This window comes from Ectothiorhodospiraceae bacterium 2226 (genome assembly GCA_013348725.1).
In the GTDB taxonomy this organism is placed as follows: Bacteria; Pseudomonadota; Gammaproteobacteria.
On the sequence record CP054689.1, the window covers coordinates 368,013 to 382,654 of the forward strand.

Consider the following 14,642-nt stretch of genomic DNA (forward strand, 5'->3'; position numbering starts at 1 on the left):
GAACGGCTAGCGCCGCTCCTGGGCTAGGAAGTAGCGGGCCATCAGCACGAAATCTTCATCCCGATAGCCGCGCGCGATGCGGTTCATGATGGTGCCGGGCCGCGCGCCGCTCTTGAAGTCCTGCATGGCGCGCACGAAGACCTCCTCCGAAAGACCCTGCAGGGGCGGAATAGCCCCGGGACTGTAGCCGCCGGGGCCATGACAGCTATTGCAGGACTGGCTGAGTATGGCCGCGCGCCGCACCTCGTCCTCTTCTGCTGCGGCAAACGGGCCACTGAACAGCAGCACCAACGTCAATAAAGTAGTAGCACACGATACTTTCTTCATCCCTTCGTCCTCACATTGAGGTTGCCCTTCCCGCCTAGCGGCGCGGCCGGAACCGATAGGTCTCCTTGCGCAGTTCCGACATGCCGTAGCCCTCGGCACAGGCCACCGCCTGCAGCACCGCGTCGCGCTCCAGGGTCACGAAGCCGCCGCTGGCGATCTCCGTGCCGCGCGTGCAGCTCGGAAGGTTCCCGTCGGTGGTGTAACGGATGGTGGCGCCCTCGGTGCGCGTGGTGAGGGTCACGTGCTGCGGCTCGCGGAAGGTGCCGCCACGCACGCTGAACGCCGGGCGTGCGGCGAGGTAGGGCGAAGACTGGAGGATGGTGCCGCCGTCGCCGACAACAATAAAGGTGCCATGAGCGAACAGCGCGCCGAAAAGCCCATTGTCCGTGGGTATCGGGTGGCGGCGCCACTCGATGCCGTCGGATGAACTGTAGAGCAACGACGAATCGAAATAGCCGCTGCCCACGGCCAGAAAGGTGCCGTGGCTGTGGGTGACGCCGAGCAACCAGCCTTCCTCGAAGGAACTGTCCCGTTGCCAGTTGATACCGTCCTCGGAGACGGCCACGCCACCCGAGTACTGATCTTCCCTTCCCACCGCCACGAAGCGTCCGTCGGCATAGGTCACATCGTAGAACTCAAATTCGAAGGTGCCGGTGTCTCGAGGCGTCCAGCTGACGCCGTCGGTGGAGGTCACCACCGTGTTCCACCGCTCCGCCACCGCCACGAAGCGCCCCCCGCCGTAGGCGACTCCCCGCAGGTCTTCGCTCACGCCCGACGCGCGTGCGCGCCAGGTGCGCCCGTCGCGCGAGGTGATGATCTTCCCTTCCGCGCCCACCGCGACGTACAAGCCGTTGCCGTAGGTCACCCCGTACAGGCTTTGACTCGTGTCCGAGCGGCGCAGCGCCCAGCCGATGCCGTTGGGTGACGTGAGCACGGTGCCATTCTGGCCCACCGCCACGAACCGACGCCCGGCGCTCACCACGTCGAACAGCGAGTTGCGGGTCCCGGCGTTGCGCTTCCGCCAGTCGACACCGTTCTCGGACGTGAGAATGGTGCCGCGTGACCCGACCGCCACTATTCGGTTGCCCTCGCGCGCAAGACCGTGCAGGTGTTGCTGGGTGACGCTGCTCGAGGCCAGCTGCCAAGGGCGTGCGTCGGCAGAGGAGACGATCGTGCCATACGCGCCCACCGCCGCATAACGACCGTCTCCGGCGGCGACATGGTACAGCCGCATGTCCGTGCCCGACCTGACACGCTGCCACTCGCTGCCATCGCTGGAGGTGAGCAGGACGCCATTCTCGCCGACGGCCAGGAAGCGGTTGCCGTCATGGGTTATCCGGCGCAGCTGACTATCCACCGGCGAACGCACCGGGTTCCACTGCTGCGCGTCGCTCGAGCGCAGAATCGTGCCGTCCTCCCCCACCGCGACGTAGACGTTGTTCCCGAAGGCGACATCCCGCAACGCGGCCGTCACGCCGCTGTTTGTGTGGTGCCATTCGGCGGCGTCGGGAGACGTGAGGACAGCGCCTCCGCCACCGACCGCCACGAAGCGCTCCCCATCGTAGGTAACCCCGAACAGCGTGGGCGAGCCGGCGCCCGGCGCGCCGACGGGAACGTCCATCGCGCTCCAGGTCGTGCCGTCGGCGGACGTCACGATGCGGTGACCGACCGCCACAAACGTGCCCGCACCGTAGGCGAGCCCGTAGGACTCGCCTAGCTCGTACCAGACCTGGCTCCAGTTAATGCCGTCGGTCGACACGAACAGGTAATCCACAAACCAGCCCACGCTCGCCAGGTAAATGCCGTCGGCATAGATCACGTCCAGACACTGAGCACCACCCGGCCAGTTGAACGAGAGCTGCTCGGACGTCCACTCACGCCCGTCCGTGGAGGTAAGCGCAGTGCGCCCGGAGCCTAGCGCGAGAAAGCGCCCCTCCGCATGCACCAGGCATTGCAGTGTGTCGCCCTGCGGCAGCGGATTGCGCCAGTGCCACTCATCCAGCGGCGAGGTCCCCTGGGCCAAGGCCGGTCCGCCCCCGCCAAGCAGCAGGAGCGTCGCCAGCAAGAGAACCACGGTCTTGAGGGCGTCGCCGAGACCGCGTTCGGCTTGCTGCCTGGCTTGTTGTGCTTTGTTCATTTCGCCCTCCATGGCGTATGGCATCTTCAACGTCCTCGAAACCGATAGGTCTCCTTGCGCAGTTCCGACATGCCGTAGCCCTCGGCACAGGCCACCGCCTGCAGCACCGCGTCGCGCTCCAGGGTCACGAAGCCGCCGCTGGCGATCTCCGTGCCGCGCGTGCAGCTCGGAAGGTTCCCGTCGGTGGTGTAACGGATGGTGGCGCCCTCGGTGCGCGTGGTGAGGGTCACGTGCTGCGGCTGCCGGAAGGTGCCGCCACGCACGCTGAATGCGGGGCGCGCGGCGAGGTAGGGCGAAGACTGGAGGATGGTGCCGCCCGAGCCCACCGCGATGAAGGTGCCGTGGGCGAACAGGACATCATTAAGAGCATTGTCCACGCGCACGGCGTGACGCTGCCATTCCGTGCCATCCGATGAGCTGTAGATCAGTGCGTCTTCGAAGAAGCCGGTGCCTACGGCGACGTAGATCCCGTGGCTGTGCGTCACGCCGCGCAACGCCCCATCCACAGTTGGAAGGACCGAGGCTTGCTGCCAATTCAGACCATCCTCCGACACCGCCACTTGGCCGAAAATGCTCTCGTCACCACCCACCGCAACGAAGCGCCCGTCCCCGTAGGTCACGTTGTAGAGTTCGATGCCTTCGACGCCCACATCGACCGGTGTCCAACGGCGGCCGTCGGTGGAGGTCAACACCGTCCTCCCCCCCGCCGTCGCGACGAAGCGTCCCCCGCCGAAGGCAACGCCCCATAGGCGTCCGCTGTGCCCCGAGTCGTGCGAGCTCCAGCGTCGACCGTCGCGGGAGGTGATGACGCGTCCCCCGTTCCCAACCGCTACATACACCCCATTGCCATAAGCCACGCCGTAGAGGTCCTGGCTCGTACCGGAACGCCGCGGTGCCCAGCCGATACCGTTGGGCGAGGTAAGCACGGTACCCGCGTCCCCCACCGCCACGACCAGGCGTCCCGCGCGAATCACGTCGTGAAGCGCGTGCAACGTCCCCGAATTGCGCTTGCGCCACGCCGTCCCGTCCTCGGAAGTGAGGATGGTGCCGCGCGAGCCGACCGCCACGAGGCGACCGTCCGTCCGCACGAGGCCGAACAGCGCTCTGTTGGTGAAGGCCCGGGAGGCCAGTTGCCAACGCCGGGCATCGCTGGAGTAGAGGATCGTGCCGTACGCGCCCACCGTGAGGTAGCGTCCATCGCCGGCGACCACTTGATACAAGGTTACGTCCGTGCCCGAGGAGACGCGCCGCCACGCGTGGCCGTCAGGCGAGGTGAGTACGGTGCCGTTGACTCCTATCGCCACAAATCCGTGACCGTCGTGAGCGACGTGACGCAACTGAACATCCACGGGCGACCGGACGCGAGTCCATTGTTGCGCGTCATGCGAACGCAGGATGGTGCCATTATTCCCCACAGCCACGTAAGCATTGCTGCCGAACGCGACGGCATGCAAGATTTCACTGACCCCGCTGTCCCGGTAGGTCCAGTCTATGGCATCCCGAGAAGTTAAGATGGCGCCGCCTCGGCCCACAGCGACGAACCGATCTCCGCCGAAGGTCGCGCCGTTGAGCAGGGCGTCGCCCTGGGACTGCGGGATCGACGGCCCGCCCGGCGGAAGCTCGTTCACGGCCCAGCTTGTGCCGTCCTGAGACGTCGCTATAGCTCGTCGCCCCACCGCCACGAATAAGCCCGCACCGAACGTCAGCCCGTGAAAGTCAGTGGGTAGTTCAGGACCTCCGGCGGTCCACTGCAAACCATCCGTAGAGACGTACGGGCGACCGTCCGAGAAGGCATCGGAGAACAGAGTGACGTAGCGGCCGTCGCCGTAGGCAAGATCATGACAGGTCGCCCCCGCCGCCCACCCGCCAACGAGTTCCTCCTCGGACCAGTCGCGCGCGTCGCTAGAAGTGAGCGCGGTGTGTGCTGTACCCAAGGCCAGGAACCGGCCCTCCGCGTGCAGCAGGCATTCCAAGGTATTCCCCTGCGGCAGCGGATTGCGCCAGTGCCATTCATCCAGCGGCGAGGACCCCTGGGCCAAGGCCGGTCCGCCACCGCCAAACAGCAGGAGCGTTGCCAGCAGAACGATCACCGTCTTCGCGGTAGTGCCGCGGCCGGCGCTCGCGGCGTACCGATGGTCTTCGTTATGCATGTCGCCCTCCATGGCGTGCAGCGCGCATCAACGCGATCCGCTCCTTGGAAGCGAGAGGGTTGAGACGTGCGCCGCGCAAGACGGAACGAGGAAGGAACCGGGGGCGTACGGCGAGCCGCTCGCGTGCAGGGCACACGCTTTCAGAGGCGCAGTCGGCTCGTTGCGTCAGCGCTCGCCCAAACCGTCCCCCAGTGACGGCCGCGCGCGCGCTGCTGTCCCCCCTCCCCATGACCGCCCTCCGTGGCAGCTAGGAAAATCCCGAACAGCGATTAGATTGGACCCTAGCATCTACTCGGAGGCTGTCAACGTGGAGCGGCGCCCGTCAGTTCGTGACTAGCCGGCTCAGCACCCAGCCGAGCGCGCCGAGCGAGAGCGCGTACAGTGCGGCGGGCAACAGATTACGACGCAGCACCAGCCCCTCGCGACCCGCGAGCCCCACCGCGGCGCAGGCGGCCACGATATTGAACACCGCGATCATGTTGCCCACGGCGGCGCCGGTATTCTGCAAGCCGAGTATCAGCACGCCCGACACCCCGATGCGCTCGGCGGCCTCGAACTGGAACGCGGCGAACATGACGTTCGACACCGTGGCCGAGCCCGACACGAAGGAGCCGAGGGCGCCGACGAACGGCGCCGCCACCGGCCACGCCGCGCCCACGGCGTCCGCGGCGGCGCCCGACAAGGTGAGCATCATGCCCTCCACCTCACGCGCGTTGACGTCGGACTGGATCATGATCTGCACCATCGCCACGGCGAACAGCAGCGCGAGCGTGGCGCCGCCGAGTTGCCGCAGCGTATTCCCCCAGGCCTGCGCCACCGCCCGCGCCGGCATGCGATAGAACAACGCCGCCAGCAACGCCACCACCATGAAGGGCACGATGCCGGGCAGGTACAGGTACGGCAGGCTGTAATCGATGCCGCTGCCAAGGATGTCGTTCCACTGCAGCGTGCGCGCCGCCAGCCAATCGCGCAGGCCGAGCGCAGGCAGGCGCGTCACAAGCAGCGCCAGCGCGATCACCGCATAGGGCAGCCACGCGCGCCACAGCGGCATCACGGGTTCGGTGTCGCGCGCCACCTGCTCCGCGCCCACGCTACCCGACCACTCCCCCGGCCAACGATCACGCGGCGGGAAATCCCACACCGTGCGCGGCGTGAGGAAACCCCGCCGCGCCGCAAGGAGCACCAGCGGCAGCCCGATGAAGGCCCCCATCAACGCGGGAAACTCCGGCCCCAGCAGCGCGGCGGTGGCCAGATACGGCAGCGTAAAGGCGAGCCCTGCGAACAGCGCGAACGGCGCCGCCTGCAAGCCGTGGCGTAGCCCTCGCAGACCGCGCTCTCCGGGAGGGCCGAACCACGCGGTGAGCATGCAGATCGCCAGCAGCGGCACGAAGGTACCCACCACCGCGTGCGGCAAGGCGCTCCACAAGGTGACCTCGCGCAGAAAGTCCAGAAGCGCGAGTTCGGACGTGCCGGCCGCATCGTGGGCCACGACGGCCAAACCGCCGAGCACCGGCGTCCCCACCGCGCCGAAGCTCACCGCGGTGGAGTTCATGATCAGCGCGATCATCACCGCCGCAAGCGCCGGGAAACCGAGCACCACCAACAGCGGCGCCGCGAGCGCCGCCGGGGTGCCGAACCCGGCCGCGCCCTCGATGAACGAGCCGAACATCCAGCCGACGATGATCGCCTGCACACGACGGTCGGGCGAGATACCGTCGAAACCGTGACTGATGGCACGCATCGCGCCGCTGCCGCGCAGCGTGTTCAGCACCAGCACGGCCCCGAACACGATCAGCAGGATGTTGAGCGAAGAGAGAAAGCCGTACAGCGTGGCCGCCAGCAGGCGCATGGGTTCGACCGCCCACACGCTCCAGGCGATGGCCAGCGCAATCGCCCAACCGAGCGGCATCACACGCCGCGCGGGCCACGCGAAGGCGGCCATCATGAGGGCGACAAACGCGATCGGCAGCGCGGCCAACAGCGCGCCGTAGGACGGCCCCATGGTCGGCTACGCGGTGACTAGGTTCAGCGCACGTCCGCCCAGGAACGCGGCCACGTTCTGGGTGGAGGTTTCGACGATGCTATGAAAGGCCTCCGCGCTGTTATAGGCGTTGTGCGGCGTCAGCACCACATCGGGACGCGCCGCCAGCACTTGGTTACGCAGCAGCGTCGCCGCGTCGATACCGGCGGGCATCCCGTGCGGCAGCCAGGCGGGCGCCGTGAAGGTGGCCAACTCCTCCTCCAGCACGTCGAGGCCGGCCCCGCCCAACAGCCCCTCATCCAGCGCCCACAGCAGCGCCTCGGTGTCGACCACGGCGCCGCGCGCGGTATTGATCAGCAGCGCCCCGCGCTTGATGCGCTGCAGGTTGTCGCGATTGATGAGGTGGTGGGTGGCGGGCACATACGGCACGTGCAGGCTCACCACGTCGCTCTGGCTGAGGAGGGTGTCGAGGGAATCGACATAGCGGAAGCCGTGCGCGTCAGCGTCCGCCAGCGGGCGCACGTCATAAGCGATCACCTCCATGCCGAAGCCCTTGGCGATGCGGATGGTGTTGCGGCCGATGCCGCCGGTGCCGACCACGCCCAAGGTCTTGCGGAACAAATCGAAGCCGCGCAGGCCGGTGCGGTCAAAGTCCAGACGCGTGGTGCGAGCGCGCGCCTGACACACCTTGCGGGACAAGTCGAGCATCAAGGCGAAGGCATGCTCGGCCACGGTGCGCTCGCCATAGGTCGGCACGTTGGCGACCTGTATGCCGCGCTCGCGACATGCGCGCAGATCGATATGATCCACACCGGTACTGCGCGCGGCCACGAACGCCAGTTTGGGCATGCGCTCGAGCAACGCGCGGTCCACCCGCGAGCTCACGAACACCGACAATACCTCCGCGTCCTCGGCACCTTCGGGCAGCGCGCCGCTGTCCACGCAATCCTCGGTGAAGGCGATCTCCAACTCGGGCAGCGCCTCGCGCACCCACGGCCGTTCCTCGGAACAGGCGTCCGCGTAGAGCAACTTCATCCGTCTCCTCCGTGCGTTCGTTTGAGCGTCACTATACCGGTACGCGGCGCAATGGCGCTTCGATCGGCATCAAGACGCGCGGGCGGCGCGCCGCCCGGCGCGTTCGACCAGCCAATGCAGCCCTTCGGCCGCGCCGGCCAACGCAAGGCCATATACGAGATGGGAGGCGAATCCGCGCAGGTGAGCGCTGGCTGGATAAGCCTCGCTGGGCGGTGTGATGCCCAGCGCGGGGTTGAGGGTCTCGTCGACGATGAGCGACATGGAAGCGCCGGCCACGATGCCGGCGCCCAGCGGCCTCATGCGGCTGCGCCGGCGCAAGAATCCGTAGACCGAGCCCCATCCGAGTCCCAGCCCATAGTGGATGCAGCGCTTCATGAAACCCAGCCGCTCGGGGCGCGGCTCGATGCCGGCAGCGTCGCACACCAGGCGTGCCGCCTGCCGCGCACTGCTGCCCTCGGGTAGGCGCGGCTCGCGCGCGCGCGCGGATGGCGGCGTGGCGCGCCACAGCAACACCTGCGCCTGTTCGGTCACTTTGGTAGCGAGATAACCGGCGGCAAGCGCGATCGCCCAGTCCGTTCCGATATGGCTGCGTCCCACCTCGGCCTCCTGTTTGTCTGGATTCAGTGAAGGTAGCCGCGTCGGCCACTCCGGGCAACGACGGCCGCGCCCCGCACCCATGACCATCCGGCGGCGCGGGTTGCGACTGCTACGCTTCCAGGGGAACCCGACAGTTGCCTGGTCGAAATCCATGAACGCACGATGGCGCAAGCTGCCCACCGCAGTTCTGCTCGGCGCCGCGGCGGCTGGCCCCGCCTCTGCGGCGTCGGCCGCGGCGGCGGACGAGGGCATCGCGATCGGCGGGGCGGTGCGCTTCCAGTACAGCTACGAGCCCTTTGACCAGGGCAATCGGGAACGCCGTGGCGACATCGACTTCGATACCTTCCGCATCAACGTCGACGGCACGCGGGACGAGATGGAGCTGGCGGCCGACTTCCGCCACTACGCCTACATGAACGTGGTGAAGTTCGGGTGGGTGGGCTATCGGCCCTGGGCGAACACTCAGCTGCGCGCGGGCATCGTGCCGGTGCCGTTCGGTAACCGCCCGTTGACCTCGCACAACTTCTTCTTCAGCACCCATTACTACGTCGGCCTGGAGGACGATCACGATCTGGGCGTTGCGGCGCGGGTCGAGCAAGGCCCATGGCGGCTCGATCTCGCATTGCTCAAGAACGACGAGCACGGCGGCGTGGACGGCTTCGTCAGCGATCGCACGCATCGTTACTCCTATGACGTGCTTGGTGTGCGAGCCCCGGCCGAAGGGCTGCATGACGCCCCCGGGCAGCCTCTTGGCGAGGCCAACACCGCGGCGGCGCGTATCGCGCGGACCCTGGCCTGGGGGCCCGTGAGGCTCACGCCGTCGCTCTCGGGGCTGTACGGCGAGCTGCACGACCTCGACGCGCGCGCCGGTGACAGCCGCGCCTGGGCGCTGGCGGTCGATGCCGACTACGGGCGCTGGAACCTCAAGGCCCAGTTGAGCGACTACCGCCACCGCGTGAACGACGCCCAGCTGCTCGCGGTCGGTGCCTATGCGTTCTACGACACGATTCCGGCGTCGGCGCGCATCGCCAGCGTCAACCTCGCGCGCAGCCTGCCGGTGACATTCGGCCCGATCAGCGAGCTGCAGTTCTACAACAACTACAGCCTCCTGTACCGCAAATCAGGCGACCTGAACGATACCTGGAAGAACGTAACCGGGATGCTGGTTCAGGCAGGACCCGTATCCACCTACATTGATTACATCGTCGCGCGTGACCACCCCTTCATCGGCGGATCGCTGGCGAGCGGCGCGGGCGAGCGTCACCGCCGCCTGAACATCAACGTCGGTTACTACTTCTGAAGAGGACGCCAGCGCGATGAGTAACGGCGACTCCGACCCACAACACGACACGCGCCGCGGCGCGATCAATCCGCCGGTGTTCTATAGCGCCGTGCTGCTGGTGGTGGTACTGGTGGCCTTCGCGATGCTTGCGCCGGAGCGCGCGGAGGTCCTGTTCGAGTCGGTGCAGAGCGGGATCAACGAGACCATGGGCTGGTTCTACCTGCTGGCCGTGGGCATCTTTCTCGGGTTCGTCATCGTGTTGGCCGCCAGCGGCTACGGGCGCATCAAGCTCGGACCCGACCATTCCGAACCCGAGTTCAGCTACCGTTCATGGTTCGCCATGCTGTTCTCCGCCGGCATGGGCATCGGCCTGATGTTCTTCAGCGTCGCGGAGCCGATCCTGCACTACGCCACGCCGCCGGTGGGCGAAGGCCGGACCGTGGACGCCGCGCGCGAGGCGATGCGCATCACCTTCTTCCACTGGGGGCTGCACGCGTGGGCCATCTACGCGGTGGTCGCGCTGGTGCTCGCCTACTTCGCGTTTCGCCACAATCTGCCGTTGGCGATCCGCTCGGCGCTGTATCCGCTGATCGGCGAACGCATCCACGGACCCATCGGCCACGCGGTCGACGTTTTCGCCATCCTGGGCACCTTGTTCGGCGTCGCGACCTCACTGGGGCTCGGCTCCATGCAGATCAATGCGGGGCTGAACTACCTGTTCGGCGTGCCGTCGACGGTGGCCGTCCAACTCTTGCTGATCGCGCTGATCACCGGCCTTGCCTTGATATCCCTGCTGGCCGGGCTGCACAAAGGCATCCGGCGCCTCAGCGAGTTGAACCTCATCCTGGCGGTAGTGCTGCTGGTGTTCGTGCTGGCGGTCGGGCCCACGGTGTTTCTGCTGCACACCCTGGTGCAGAACACCGGCGGCTACCTCAGCGAGATCGTGTACAAGACCTTCAACCTGTACGTCTACCAACCGGGCGAGGACTGGATCGGCGGTTGGACGCTGTTCTACTGGGGCTGGTGGATCGCCTGGTCGCCGTTCGTCGGCATGTTCATCGCGCGCATCTCGCGCGGGCGCACGATACGCGAGTTCGTTCTCGGCGTTCTGCTGGTGCCCGTGGGCTTCACCTTCCTGTGGCTCACGGTGTTCGGCGACACCGCCATCCACTTCGTGCTGCGCCAGGGCGTCGAAGGCCTGATCGACGCGGTGCAGGCGGACGAGGCCGTGGCGCTGTTTCAGATGTTGCAGAACCTGCCGCTGGCCGCCGTCACGTCGCTCATCGCGACCCTGCTGGTGATAACCTTCTTCGTCACCTCGTCGGACTCGGGCTCGCTGGTGATCGACATCATCGCCTCCGGGGGGCGGCGCAACCGGCGCCAATGGACCCGCGTGTTCTGGGCGGTGAGCGAGGGCGTGGTGGCGGGTGTGCTACTCCTGGTGGGCGGGCTCACCGCATTGCAGACGGCAGCCATCGCGAGCGCGCTGCCCTTCTCGATCGTGATGCTGATCGCCGCCTACGGCCTGTACGCCGCCCTGCGCCTCGAGATGCTCAAGCGCGGCACGCTGCAACAGCACGTAAGCTCCGCCCGCCACACGCGCGAGCCTCATTCCTGGCGCGAGCGCGTGCGCCGCATCGTGACCTTTCCCGGCGAGCGTGAGGTCAGGCGCTTCTTGCAGGAGACGGCCCGCCCCGCGCTCACGTCGGTGGCCGAGGAACTACGCAAAGCCGGCCTCGACGTGGCGGTGCGCACCGAGCCGGACCGCGAGCAGCTCGAGGTACACCTGGGCGGGGGCGGCGACTTCGTATACGGTGTGCGCCTGCACGGCTACGCACCGCCCGCGTTCATCCTCGATCAACTGGACGACGCGGCCGAAGAGCATCGTTACTTCCGTGCGGAGGTGTTCCTCAAGGAAGGCAGCCACAACTTCGACATCTACGGCTACAGCCGCGACGAGGTCATCGGCGATGTGCTCGACCAGTACGAGCGGCACATGTACTTCCTGCACATGGCGCGCTAGCCCCCTTGTCAAACAGTCAGTTAGACAACGATTCCCGTGCCGCCGGCCGACCGCCTCCGCCCCCCGTTAGCCCCACAAAATAAAAGGTGGTATTCCCGAAACGCTTGGCCTATAGTGACAGTGCTGCAGATTGTGGCTTTGGAGATTTTGGTCTGGCCCTTCAGTAACATGGCTCGTACCCGCCCCATTTCATGACCTGCAAGCAACACCCAAGTAAATGTTTAGATTAGGTATACCGCAATGGCGACAGGCACTGTGAAGTGGTTCAACGAGTCCAAGGGCTTCGGCTTCATCACCCAGGACGACGGTGGCGCGGACGTGTTCGTGCATTTCAGCGCGATCAACTCCTCGGGCTTCAAGACCCTGGCCGAGGGCCAGAAGGTGAGCTTCGACCTGCAGAATGGCCCCAAGGGCCCGCAGGCGGCGAACGTCACCGCCGTCTAAGTTCGGCACCCTTGCCGGACTGAGACGTAAAGAACCCCGCCCCCCGGCGGGGTTCTTTTTGAGGCCAGCCGCTCAGGCCGCGACGCGCTGCTGGATGGCCGCCACCACATCGTCGCTGGAGGTGCTGCGCACCGTCAGCAGGCAGTCCTTTTTCGCGTAGTAGCCGGCCAGCGGCGCCGTCTTCTCGTTGTACACGTCCAGGCGCTTGGCGATGGCCTCCTCGGTCTCGTCGTCACGCTGCACCACCTTCGCCCCGCACTTCTCGCACGTCCCATCCGCCTTGGGCGGCTTGGTCTTCACGTTGTAGATCTCCTGGCAATCGGCATTGGAACAGGTGCGGCGCGTCGTCAGCCGGTCCAGGATCACCTCGCGCGGCACGTCGATCTCCACGACGGCGTCCAGGCTGATGCCGAGTTCGGCGAGCAGGGCGTCCAAGGCCTCGGCCTGAGGGATGGTGCGCGGGAAGCCGTCCAGTAGGAAGCCCTTCGCACAATCGGGCTGCTGCAGGCGCTTGCCCATCATGTCCAGGATGAGCTGGTCGGGCACCAGCCCGCCGGCGTCCATGTACTCCTTCGCCTTCTTGCCCAGCTCGCTACCCGCGCGCACCTCGGCCCGCAGGATGTCGCCGGTGGAGATCTGCACCGAGCCGTCCAGCGCGGTGAGCAGCTTGGCCACAGTCCCCTTGCCGGCGCCGGGTGCCCCCAACAGTATCAGTCTCATGCTGCCTCCTGTTCCTTCTTCTGGGTTGAGCCCCGCAAGCTACGCGGGAACCACCGATTGTGTGGTCCCCGCCGCGGGCCGCCAAGCCGAAAGGAACTGATGGAACACCAAGTTGAGCTAATGAGACGCTGCTGTCAGAGCGCGCGGCACACGTTCCGAGAACGCCAGGAAGGAGAGGTATTCAGATCAACCCCGCCCCTCCTCGGCCTCCTCCTCGTCGAGCACCAAGGAGAACTTCTCCGATACCTCCTCGTCGTCCACGGATTTCTTCTTGGACAGCGTGATGCGCAGTTTTAGGTCTGTGGGCGAGTCGGCGTTGCCGAGGGCGAATTCCTCGGTGATCCGCCCCTGCTGCAAGAGCTTGAACAGCGCACCGTCGAAGGTCTGCATGCCGATATTCTCGCTCTTGGCCATGACCTCTTTGATGCTGTGGATCTCACCCTTCATGATCAGGTCCTGCACCAGCGGCGTGCCCAGCAACACCTCGATCGCGGCCACGCGCTTGCCGTCCACGGTCGGGACCAGGCGCTGGGAAACAAAACCCCTGAGGTTCAGGGACAGATCCATGAGCAGTTGGTGGCGGCGCTCCTCGGGGAAGAAGTTGATGATGCGATCCAGCGCCTGGTTGGCGCTGTTGGCGTGCAGCGTCGAGATGCACAAGTGGCCGGTCTCGGCGAAGGCCAGCGCGTGTTCCATGGTCTCGCGGTCGCGGATCTCGCCGATCAGGATCACATCGGGTGCTTGGCGCAGGGTGTTCTTGAGCGCGTCTTCGTAGCTGTCGGTATCCACCCCGACCTCGCGCTGGTTGACGATGCTCTTCTTGTGCGGGTGCACGAACTCCACCGGGTCCTCGATGGTGATGATGTGCCCCGCCGAGTTGGTGTTGCGGAAGTCGATCAGCGACGCCAGCGAGGTGGACTTGCCCGACCCCGTGCCGCCCACGAACAGCACCAGCCCGCGCTTCTCCATAATGAGCTTCTTCAAAACCTCGGGCAGCCCCAGATCCTCGAAGCGGGGGATCGCGGTCTTGACGTTGCGCACCACCATCGCAAGGGCGTTGCGCTGCCGGAAGATGTTGACGCGAAAGCGCCCCACCTTCGACACCGAGATGGCGAGATTCATCTCCGGCTTGCGCTCGAACTCCGCCTGCTGCTCCGGGCTCATCACCCCATAGGCGATGCGGCGCAGGTCCTCCGCCGTCAGCGTCAGATTGTCGATGGCACGGAGGGCGCCCTGGAACTTGGCGGCCGGCGGCGCACCGACGGTGAGATAAAGGTCCGAGCCGTCCTTGTGCACGAGCACCCGCAGATAATCCTGAAAATCCATGCCCCCTCCGGTCAAGAAATGCGCAACAAGCCTCTACGGCCGCCGCGACGGGTTTCGATCCACCGCGACCGCCGCCGACGCACTGAGATGTCGGCCGCCACAACGAAAACTGAAGGGCTACCGACTGGTTCGCATTCCGGAGATGGCGGAAGTGGCCGAGTTGGCCGGGGCGCGGCGTCAGCGGCCCAGCAGGCCGAGCAGGGCCGGCTCGCGCTGCTGCACGAGGTCGTGCAAGGTGTAGCCGTCGAGCGTGGTGAGGAAGGCCCGCGCGGCCTCCTCCAATGCGCCCTTCAGGCGACACTGGGGCAGAATCGCGCAGCGCGGGGACGCACAGTCGATGATCTGCAGGCTGCCCTCCATGCGCCGCACCACCTCCCCCACCGTGATGCTGTCGGGGGGGCGCGCGAGACGGATCCCGCCGCCCTTGCCGCGGCTGGTGTGCAACAGCCCATGTCCGCCCAGCTCGTGCACCACCTTGACCAGGTGGTTGCGCGAGATGTCATAGGCCCCCGCGATGTCCGAAATGGTCGCCACGCGGTCGGGCTCCAGGGCCAGGTACATCAGGACCCGCAGGGCGTAATCGGTATGTCGTGTCAGATGCATGCGCTTTCCTGTGGACG

12 protein-coding genes are annotated in these 14,642 nt (G+C 66.5%); 3 read left to right on the forward strand and 9 right to left on the reverse strand.

Annotated features, from left to right (window positions below; translation table 11 throughout):
* Positions 1 to 6 precede the first annotated feature (6 nt).
* The 6 genes from HUS23_01700 to HUS23_01725 all read right to left on the reverse strand — a co-directional run bounded on the left by HUS23_01700 (position 7) and on the right by HUS23_01725 (position 8,227).
* Positions 7 to 327 (reverse strand): cytochrome C, encoded by a 321-nt coding sequence (locus HUS23_01700; protein QKT02624.1) that lies wholly within the window; start codon positions 325 to 327, stop codon positions 7 to 9.
* Between the two features lie 34 nt (positions 328 to 361).
* Positions 362 to 2,464, reverse strand: coding sequence for a chitobiase/beta-hexosaminidase C-terminal domain-containing protein (locus tag HUS23_01705; protein QKT02625.1), 2,103 nt, complete (start codon positions 2,462 to 2,464; stop codon positions 362 to 364).
* A 26-nt stretch (positions 2,465 to 2,490) separates the two neighbouring features.
* A complete protein-coding gene (locus HUS23_01710; protein ID QKT02626.1) occupies positions 2,491 to 4,614 on the reverse strand; it encodes a chitobiase/beta-hexosaminidase C-terminal domain-containing protein in 2,124 nt (707 codons plus the stop codon).
* Between the two features lie 322 nt (positions 4,615 to 4,936).
* Positions 4,937 to 6,616 carry an L-lactate permease gene (locus tag HUS23_01715; protein ID QKT02627.1) on the reverse strand — a complete coding sequence of 560 codons (1,680 nt, stop codon included), beginning with the start codon at positions 6,614 to 6,616 and terminating at the stop codon, positions 4,937 to 4,939.
* Between the two features lie 6 nt (positions 6,617 to 6,622).
* Complete coding sequence (locus HUS23_01720) at positions 6,623 to 7,630, reverse strand: hydroxyacid dehydrogenase (protein ID QKT02628.1); 1,008 nt, start codon at positions 7,628 to 7,630, stop codon at positions 6,623 to 6,625.
* 69 nt (positions 7,631 to 7,699) lie between these two features.
* Positions 7,700 to 8,227: a hypothetical protein gene (locus tag HUS23_01725; GenBank protein QKT02629.1), complete on the reverse strand. Its 528-nt coding sequence runs from the start codon at positions 8,225 to 8,227 to the stop codon at positions 7,700 to 7,702.
* A 151-nt stretch (positions 8,228 to 8,378) separates the two neighbouring features.
* On the opposite strand from HUS23_01725, the gene HUS23_01730 reads away from it, so the two are divergent.
* The 3 genes from HUS23_01730 to HUS23_01740 all read left to right on the forward strand — a co-directional run bounded on the left by HUS23_01730 (position 8,379) and on the right by HUS23_01740 (position 11,976).
* Positions 8,379 to 9,527 carry a carbohydrate porin gene (locus HUS23_01730; protein ID QKT02630.1) on the forward strand — a complete coding sequence of 383 codons (1,149 nt, stop codon included), beginning with the start codon at positions 8,379 to 8,381 and terminating at the stop codon, positions 9,525 to 9,527.
* A 16-nt stretch (positions 9,528 to 9,543) separates the two neighbouring features.
* Positions 9,544 to 11,532, forward strand: coding sequence for a choline BCCT transporter BetT (gene betT, locus HUS23_01735; protein ID QKT02631.1), 1,989 nt, complete (start codon positions 9,544 to 9,546; stop codon positions 11,530 to 11,532).
* A 240-nt stretch (positions 11,533 to 11,772) separates the two neighbouring features.
* Complete coding sequence (locus HUS23_01740) at positions 11,773 to 11,976, forward strand: cold-shock protein (protein ID QKT02632.1); 204 nt, start codon at positions 11,773 to 11,775, stop codon at positions 11,974 to 11,976.
* A 72-nt stretch (positions 11,977 to 12,048) separates the two neighbouring features.
* On the opposite strand, the gene HUS23_01745 is transcribed toward HUS23_01740, so the two are convergent.
* The 3 genes from HUS23_01745 to HUS23_01755 form a co-directional block, all read right to left on the reverse strand.
* Entirely contained in the window at positions 12,049 to 12,696 is a 648-nt protein-coding gene (locus tag HUS23_01745) for an adenylate kinase (protein ID QKT02633.1), read from the reverse strand.
* A 186-nt stretch (positions 12,697 to 12,882) separates the two neighbouring features.
* Entirely contained in the window at positions 12,883 to 14,022 is a 1,140-nt protein-coding gene (locus HUS23_01750; GenBank protein QKT02634.1) for a PilT/PilU family type 4a pilus ATPase, read from the reverse strand.
* A gap of 177 nt (positions 14,023 to 14,199) precedes the next feature.
* Positions 14,200 to 14,625: an Rrf2 family transcriptional regulator gene (locus HUS23_01755; protein ID QKT02635.1), complete on the reverse strand. Its 426-nt coding sequence runs from the start codon at positions 14,623 to 14,625 to the stop codon at positions 14,200 to 14,202.
* Between the last annotated feature and the right edge of the window lie 17 nt (positions 14,626 to 14,642).

Bases quoted from the DNA above. Each gene is read 5' to 3' on its own strand.
- betT (QKT02631.1), top strand. From the start codon at position 9,544: ATGAGTAACGGCGACTCCGACCCACAACACGACACGCGCCGCGGCGCG.
- HUS23_01705 (QKT02625.1), bottom strand. From the start codon at position 2,464: ATGAACAAAGCACAACAAGCCAGGCAGCAAGCCGAACGCGGTCTCGGC.
- HUS23_01715 (QKT02627.1), bottom strand. From the start codon at position 6,616: ATGGGGCCGTCCTACGGCGCGCTGTTGGCCGCGCTGCCGATCGCGTTT.
- HUS23_01740 (QKT02632.1), top strand. From the start codon at position 11,773: ATGGCGACAGGCACTGTGAAGTGGTTCAACGAGTCCAAGGGCTTCGGC.
- HUS23_01750 (QKT02634.1), bottom strand. From the start codon at position 14,022: ATGGATTTTCAGGATTATCTGCGGGTGCTCGTGCACAAGGACGGCTCG.
- HUS23_01755 (QKT02635.1), bottom strand. From the start codon at position 14,625: ATGCATCTGACACGACATACCGATTACGCCCTGCGGGTCCTGATGTAC.
- HUS23_01720 (QKT02628.1), bottom strand. From the start codon at position 7,630: ATGAAGTTGCTCTACGCGGACGCCTGTTCCGAGGAACGGCCGTGGGTG.
- HUS23_01730 (QKT02630.1), top strand. From the start codon at position 8,379: ATGAACGCACGATGGCGCAAGCTGCCCACCGCAGTTCTGCTCGGCGCC.
- HUS23_01710 (QKT02626.1), bottom strand. From the start codon at position 4,614: ATGCATAACGAAGACCATCGGTACGCCGCGAGCGCCGGCCGCGGCACT.
- HUS23_01745 (QKT02633.1), bottom strand. From the start codon at position 12,696: ATGAGACTGATACTGTTGGGGGCACCCGGCGCCGGCAAGGGGACTGTG.
- HUS23_01700 (QKT02624.1), bottom strand. From the start codon at position 327: ATGAAGAAAGTATCGTGTGCTACTACTTTATTGACGTTGGTGCTGCTG.